Origin of the sequence: Streptomyces sp. NPDC006265, assembly GCF_040613555.1 — a bacterium.
In the GTDB taxonomy this organism is placed as follows: Bacteria; Actinomycetota; Actinomycetes; order Streptomycetales; family Streptomycetaceae; genus Streptomyces.
In genome coordinates, this window is record NZ_JBEXSH010000630.1 from 1 (window position 1) to 5,463 (window position 5,463).

The following is a 5,463-nucleotide window of genomic DNA, read 5'->3' on the forward strand; positions in this document are numbered from 1 at the left end:
GTCGGTGACGCGCGCGTTCCCGCCGACGGTGGCCGGGCCGTAGCCGGTGGCGGAGGCGTCGGCGTCCGCTCCGGCCGACGCCGCAGGTCCCTGCGGCGTCCGGGGAGTCTGCGGCGGCCGGGGCTGCCGGGGCGACTGCGGTGTCAGGATCGCCGTCTCCGGATCCGGCGCCTGCGCGGACACCGCCTGATGGTTCTGCGTCTCCCAGGTCTGCCCCTGCCACTGCTGCGTGTACTGCTGGGCGGCCTGCGGGTCCTCGTACCCCTGCTGGTACCCCTGCCCGGGCCACGCCTGCGGCTGCTGCCCGTAGGGGTCGTAGCCGTCGTACGGCTGGTGGGGCTGGTTCGGCTGGTCGGTCATCGTCATCCTCCTGCGAACGGCGGGAGCACCTCGACCGTGCCGCCGTCGGCCAGCCGTACCGTCTCATGTCCGCGGGTGCCCACGGGGTCGCCGTCCACCAGGAACGAGCACCGGCGCAGGACGCGCTCGAGCTCGCCGGGGTGCCGTTCCCGCACTCCGGCGAGCGCCTCGGCGAGGGTGGCCGCCTCGTACGGCTCCTCGGCCACCCCGGCCGCGGCCTTGGCGGCGGCCCAGTAGCGCACCGTGACCTTTGGCATCTGCTTCCTCAGTGAGTTGAACGGTGAACCCCGTCAGGCTAGCCCGCCCGGCCCGCGACCCATTCCCCGATCCGGGCCAGCAGCTCGTCGCCGGCCGCGTGCTCGGCGTGCCCCATCCCCGGCTCCAGCCACAGTTCACCCTGGTCACCGGCGGCAGCGGCCAGCATCCGCGGGTGGTCGAGGGGGAAGTAGCCGTCGGCCTCGCCGTGCACGATCAGCAGCGGGGTGGGGGCGATCCTCGGCACCGCCTCCACCGGGGAGAGCGGGACCGGGTCCCAGTCCCGGTGGTGGATGCGCGTCTTGAAGCCGTACCGGCCGACGATCCGCCCCTCCGGCCGCGTCACCATCCAGTGCAGCCGCCGCATCGGGGCGGTCCCCCGGTAGTACCAGCGGGCCGGTGCGCTGACCGAGACCACCGCGTCGGTCTCACGGGGGTGCAGCGCCGCGTGCCGCAGTACCACCGAGCCGCCCATCGAGAACCCGACCGTGGCCACGCGCGCGTGCCCGAGCTCCCGCGCCCAGCGCACCGCCGCCGCCAGGTCGAGCACCTCCCGGTCCCCGACCGTGGACCGCCCGCCGGACGCACCGTGCCCCCGGAAGGAGAACGTGACGACCGCCCCGTAACGGGCGAAGGCCTGCGCCGCCCTTCGTACATGCGGCCGGTCCACGGCCCCGGTGAAGCCGTGGGCGACGACGAACACGGGGTGACCGGAAGGTGTCCGCGAGGCGTCGTGCGCGGCGGTGCCGGGGTCGTACACGGCGTCGATCGTCACCCCGTCGGCCGTACGCAGAAACGTCCTCGACGGCCTCCGCACAGGCGTTCCCGCGGGCGTCTCGGAGTGTGGACGATCGGTGGAACGCGCCACATGACCTGCCGGACGAGAGCTCATGTGGGCTATTCTGCTGGGCAGAGGACTCGGGCAGCGTTGCCCCCGGGTCCTTTTGTGCTTTCGGAAGCGTTGTATACGAAGCGGGAAACCGCAGGTGTACGGGGCCTTCGGGATCGCAGACAGAGCGGTGCTGTACCAACAAGCGTCCTCGCAGGGACCGAGGAGGAACCAGACGTATGAGTTCTCTGCTGCTCCTGACCAACGCCCTCCAGCCGTCGACGGAGGTGCTCCCCGCCCTCGGCCTGCTCCTGCACAACGTGCGAGTGGCCCCCGCGGAGGGCCCCGCCCTCGTCGACACCCCCGGCGCCGATGTCATCCTCATCGACGGCCGGCGCGATCTGCCGCAGGTGCGCAGCCTCTGCCAGCTGCTGCGCTCCACCGGGCCCGGCTGCCCGCTCGTCCTCGTCGTCACCGAGGGCGGCCTCGCCGCCGTCACCGCCGACTGGGGCATCGACGACGTCCTGCTCGACACCGCCGGCCCGGCCGAGGTCGAGGCGCGACTGCGACTGGCCATGGGGCGGCAGCAGATCGTCAGCGACGACTCCCCCATGGAGATCCGCAACGGCGACCTGTCGGTCGACGAGGCGACGTACTCGGCCAAGCTCAAGGGCCGCGTCCTCGACCTCACCTTCAAGGAGTTCGAGCTCCTGAAGTACCTCGCACAGCACCCCGGCCGCGTCTTCACCCGCGCCCAGCTGCTCCAGGAGGTCTGGGGCTACGACTACTTCGGCGGTACGCGCACGGTCGACGTGCACGTACGGCGGCTGCGCGCCAAGCTCGGCCCTGAGCACGAGTCGCTGATCGGCACCGTCCGGAACGTCGGTTATCGATTTGTTACGCCGGAGAAGCCGGAGAAGATGGAGCGCGCCGCCGAGGAGGCGAAGGCCAAGGAGGCCAAGACAAAGCCGGACACCGCGGACAAGTCGGCCGCCCTGGACGCGGCCGAGGCCCGCGCGAAGGCGTAAAGAGGCGTATTGCGGCACCGACCTGGGCATCGCTTCCCGCAGGGGGTCACCCGGACGGCGGTCGGGATATCGTACGGAACCTCCTTTACGCCCTGCCCAGAGCCGGTATATCCGCGTAGACTCCGCGCGTGGCCAAGGTGACTCGGGATGATGTGGCGCGGCTGGCAGGGACTTCCACTGCCGTGGTCAGCTATGTCATCAACAACGGACCCCGGCCGGTCGCCCCGGCCACGCGCGAGCGTGTCCTCGCCGCGATCAAGGAACTGGGGTACCGGCCCGACCGGGTGGCCCAGGCCATGGCATCCCGGCGCACGGACCTCATAGGCCTGATCATCCCGGACGCCCGCCAGCCCTTCTTCGGGGAGATGGCGCACGCGGTCGAGCAGGCCGCCTCCGAGCGCGGAAAGATGGTCCTCGTCGGCAACACCGACTACGTGGCCGAACGCGAGGTCCACTACCTGCGCGCCTTCCTGGGCATGCGCGTCTCCGGACTCATCCTCGTCAGCCACGCGCTCAACGACCTGGCCGCCGCGGAGATCGAGGCCTGGGACGCCCGGGTCGTGCTGCTGCACGAACGGCCCGAGGCCATCGACGACGTCGCCGTCACCACGGACGACCTGGGCGGCGCCGAGCTCGCCGTCCGGCACCTGCTGGAGCACGGCTACGAGTACGTCGCCTGTATGGGCGGCATAGCCGAGACCCCCGCGGTCGGCGACCCGGTCTCCGACCACGTCGAGGGCTGGCGCCGCGCGATGGACGACGCCGGGATCTCCACGGAGGGCCGCCTCTTCGAGGCCCTCTACAACCGCTACGACGCCTACCAGGCCGCCCTGAAGATCCTCTCCGGGCCCGAGCGCCCGCCGGCGATCTTCTGCTCCACCGACGACCAGGCGATCGGCCTGCTGCGCGCGGCGCGCGAGCTGCGCATCGACGTCCCCGGTGAGCTGGCGGTGGCCGGCTTCGACGACATCAAGGAGGCGGCGCTCACGGACCCGCCCCTCACGACGATCGCGTCCGACCGCCCGGCCATGGCCCGGGCGGCGGTGGACCTCGTCCTCGACGACGGGCTGCGGGTCGCGGGGGCCCGTCGGGAGCGGCTGAAGGTGTTCCCGTCGCGGCTGGTGACCCGCCAGTCCTGCGGCTGCGTGTAGCCTCCGGCGGCCGGGCAGGTCCTCCGACGGCCTCTTGCAGCCGGACCCCGGCGGGCCTCTTTATATCGGGCATACGAGGTTCTGTCGGGCTTCTCAGGGAGCACTCAGGAAGCTCTCATGGTCGGGCGACAAGCTCTGTTCCATGACCGAGAGCTTCCACCGCAGTGGCGAGTACGAGAACCCTTACGAGGGTCAGCAGCAGGCCCCGGTGAACCCCGAGTGGCCGCCCCCGCCGGCGCATGCCCCGGCGCATGCCCCGGCGCATGCTCCGCATCCGAAGAAGCGCGGCCGTGGCCCCCTCGCCCTGATCGCCGCCGTGGCGATCGTGGCGGCTGCGATAGGCGGCGGCACCGCCTACGGCATCCAGGAACTGACCGGCAACGACACCGTCGCCTCCAGCTCCACCAGCACCAACGTGGTCCCCTCCAGCCAGAAGGGCACCGTGGCCGGCGTCGCGAAGGCCGTCAGCCCGAGCATCGTCGAGATCAGCGCCACCTCCAACGCCGGGTCCTCCACCGGATCCGGCGTGATCATCACCAGCGGCGGCGAGATCGTCACCAACAACCACGTCGTCTCCGGCGCCTCCCAGATCAAGGCGACGACCAGCGACGGCAAGTCGTACACCGCGAAGGTCGTCGGCACCGACAGCAAGAAGGACCTGGCGCTGATCAAGCTGGAGAACGCCTCCGGCCTGAAGGCCGCCACGCTCGGCGACTCGGCCGGGATCCAGGTCGGCGACCAGGTCGTGGCGATCGGCTCCCCCGAGGGCCTGTCCGGCACCGTCACCAGCGGCATCATCTCGGCGCTCGACCGCGACGTCACGGTCCCGACCGAGGAGGGCCAGGACCAGGGCCAGCAGTGGGGGCAGGGCCAGGGGCAGGGCGGCCAGTGGCCGTTCGAGTTCGGCGGGCGCCAGTTCAACGGCGACACCGGGTCCAGCACGACGACGTACAAGGCGCTCCAGACCGACGCGTCCCTCAACCCGGGCAACTCCGGCGGCGCGCTGATCGACATGAACGGCAACATCATCGGGATCAACTCCGCGATGTACGCGCCGACCAGCCAGGCCTCCTCGTCCTCCGACGCGGGCAGCGTCGGCCTGGGCTTCGCCATCCCGATCAACACCGTCAAGGCCGACCTCGCGAAGCTGCGGGCGGGGGCGACCGACTGAGTTCGGGCACCGACAGCGAGGAGTACGGCGATGATCGAGCAGGTTGTGCACACGGATCCGGGCGGGGACCCGGCGGCGATCGGCCTGGCCCTGACGGTGGCGTCCGCACTGCACGCGCCGACGGGCCGGGCGGCGGAGACGGCGCCGGCGGAGACCCGTAGGACGAGCCGCACCGGGAAGGCCCGGCGCCGGGCGGTGCGGGGCTGACGCTCCTGCCGGCTCGCGCCTGCGACGTGCGACGCTGAGAACGTCAGAGCATCCCCGTCCCCCTTCACCCCCGAGGACCCCCGACCCATGAACCCCGCAGACGGCGACCGTGACCCGCAGCGCATCCTGATCGTCGACGACGAGCCGGCCGTACGCGAAGCACTCCAGCGCAGCCTCGCGTTCGAGGGGTACGGGACCGAGGTCGCCGTCGACGGTGCCGACGCGCTCGACAAGGCGGCGGCCTACCGGCCCGACCTGGTCGTCCTCGACATCCAGATGCCGCGCATGGACGGCCTGACGGCGGCGCGCCGGATCCGCGCCACGGGCGACACCACGCCGATCCTGATGCTCACGGCCCGTGACACGGTCGGCGACCGCGTCACCGGACTCGACGCGGGCGCCGACGACTACCTGGTCAAGCCCTTCGAACTCTACGAACTCTTCGCCCGCATCCGCGCGCTG

Annotated in this window: 7 protein-coding genes and 1 pseudogene; 5 read left to right on the plus strand and 3 right to left on the minus strand. The window is 71.7% G+C overall.

All coding sequences use genetic code 11. The features are described from left to right. The 3 genes and pseudogenes from ABZ281_RS35880 to ABZ281_RS35890 form a co-directional block, all read right to left on the minus strand. Positions 1–360: pseudogene (locus tag ABZ281_RS35880) on the minus strand (hypothetical protein); the annotation flags it as partial. A gap of 2 nt (positions 361–362) precedes the next feature. Continuing rightward, entirely contained in the window at positions 363–617 is a 255-nt protein-coding gene (locus tag ABZ281_RS35885; RefSeq protein WP_059418772.1) for a MoaD/ThiS family protein, read from the minus strand. 38 nt (positions 618–655) lie between these two features. Then, positions 656–1,507 carry an alpha/beta fold hydrolase gene (locus ABZ281_RS35890; protein WP_356662250.1) on the minus strand — a complete coding sequence of 284 codons (852 nt, stop codon included), beginning with the start codon at positions 1,505–1,507 and terminating at the stop codon, positions 656–658. 176 nt (positions 1,508–1,683) lie between these two features. Here ABZ281_RS35890 and ABZ281_RS35895 point away from each other — a divergent pair, with 176 nt between their 5' ends. From ABZ281_RS35895 to ABZ281_RS35915, 5 genes are all read left to right on the plus strand, one after another. Continuing rightward, entirely contained in the window at positions 1,684–2,472 is a 789-nt protein-coding gene (locus ABZ281_RS35895) for a response regulator transcription factor (RefSeq protein WP_356662251.1), read from the plus strand. A 128-nt stretch (positions 2,473–2,600) separates the two neighbouring features. After that, the gene (locus ABZ281_RS35900; RefSeq protein ID WP_356662252.1) at positions 2,601–3,623 is read left to right on the plus strand and encodes a LacI family DNA-binding transcriptional regulator; all 1,023 of its coding nucleotides are present in this window, start codon (positions 2,601–2,603) and stop codon (positions 3,621–3,623) included. 142 nt (positions 3,624–3,765) lie between these two features. Beyond that, positions 3,766–4,794 (plus strand): trypsin-like peptidase domain-containing protein, encoded by a 1,029-nt coding sequence (locus tag ABZ281_RS35905; RefSeq protein ID WP_356662253.1) that lies wholly within the window; start codon positions 3,766–3,768, stop codon positions 4,792–4,794. A 30-nt stretch (positions 4,795–4,824) separates the two neighbouring features. Further along, complete coding sequence (locus tag ABZ281_RS35910; protein ID WP_356662254.1) at positions 4,825–5,001, plus strand: hypothetical protein; 177 nt, start codon at positions 4,825–4,827, stop codon at positions 4,999–5,001. 87 nt (positions 5,002–5,088) lie between these two features. Then, positions 5,089–5,463, plus strand: a 375-nt coding sequence (locus tag ABZ281_RS35915) for a response regulator (RefSeq protein ID WP_356662255.1), incomplete at its 3' end; no start/stop codon positions are given.

Coding starts and splice junctions, on each gene's coding strand:
- ABZ281_RS35890 (WP_356662250.1), bottom strand. CDS start 1,507: ATGAGCTCTCGTCCGGCAGGTCATGTGGCGCGTTCCACCGATCGTCCA.
- ABZ281_RS35905 (WP_356662253.1), top strand. CDS start 3,766: ATGACCGAGAGCTTCCACCGCAGTGGCGAGTACGAGAACCCTTACGAG.
- ABZ281_RS35895 (WP_356662251.1), top strand. CDS start 1,684: ATGAGTTCTCTGCTGCTCCTGACCAACGCCCTCCAGCCGTCGACGGAG.
- ABZ281_RS35885 (WP_059418772.1), bottom strand. CDS start 617: ATGCCAAAGGTCACGGTGCGCTACTGGGCCGCCGCCAAGGCCGCGGCC.
- ABZ281_RS35910 (WP_356662254.1), top strand. CDS start 4,825: ATGATCGAGCAGGTTGTGCACACGGATCCGGGCGGGGACCCGGCGGCG.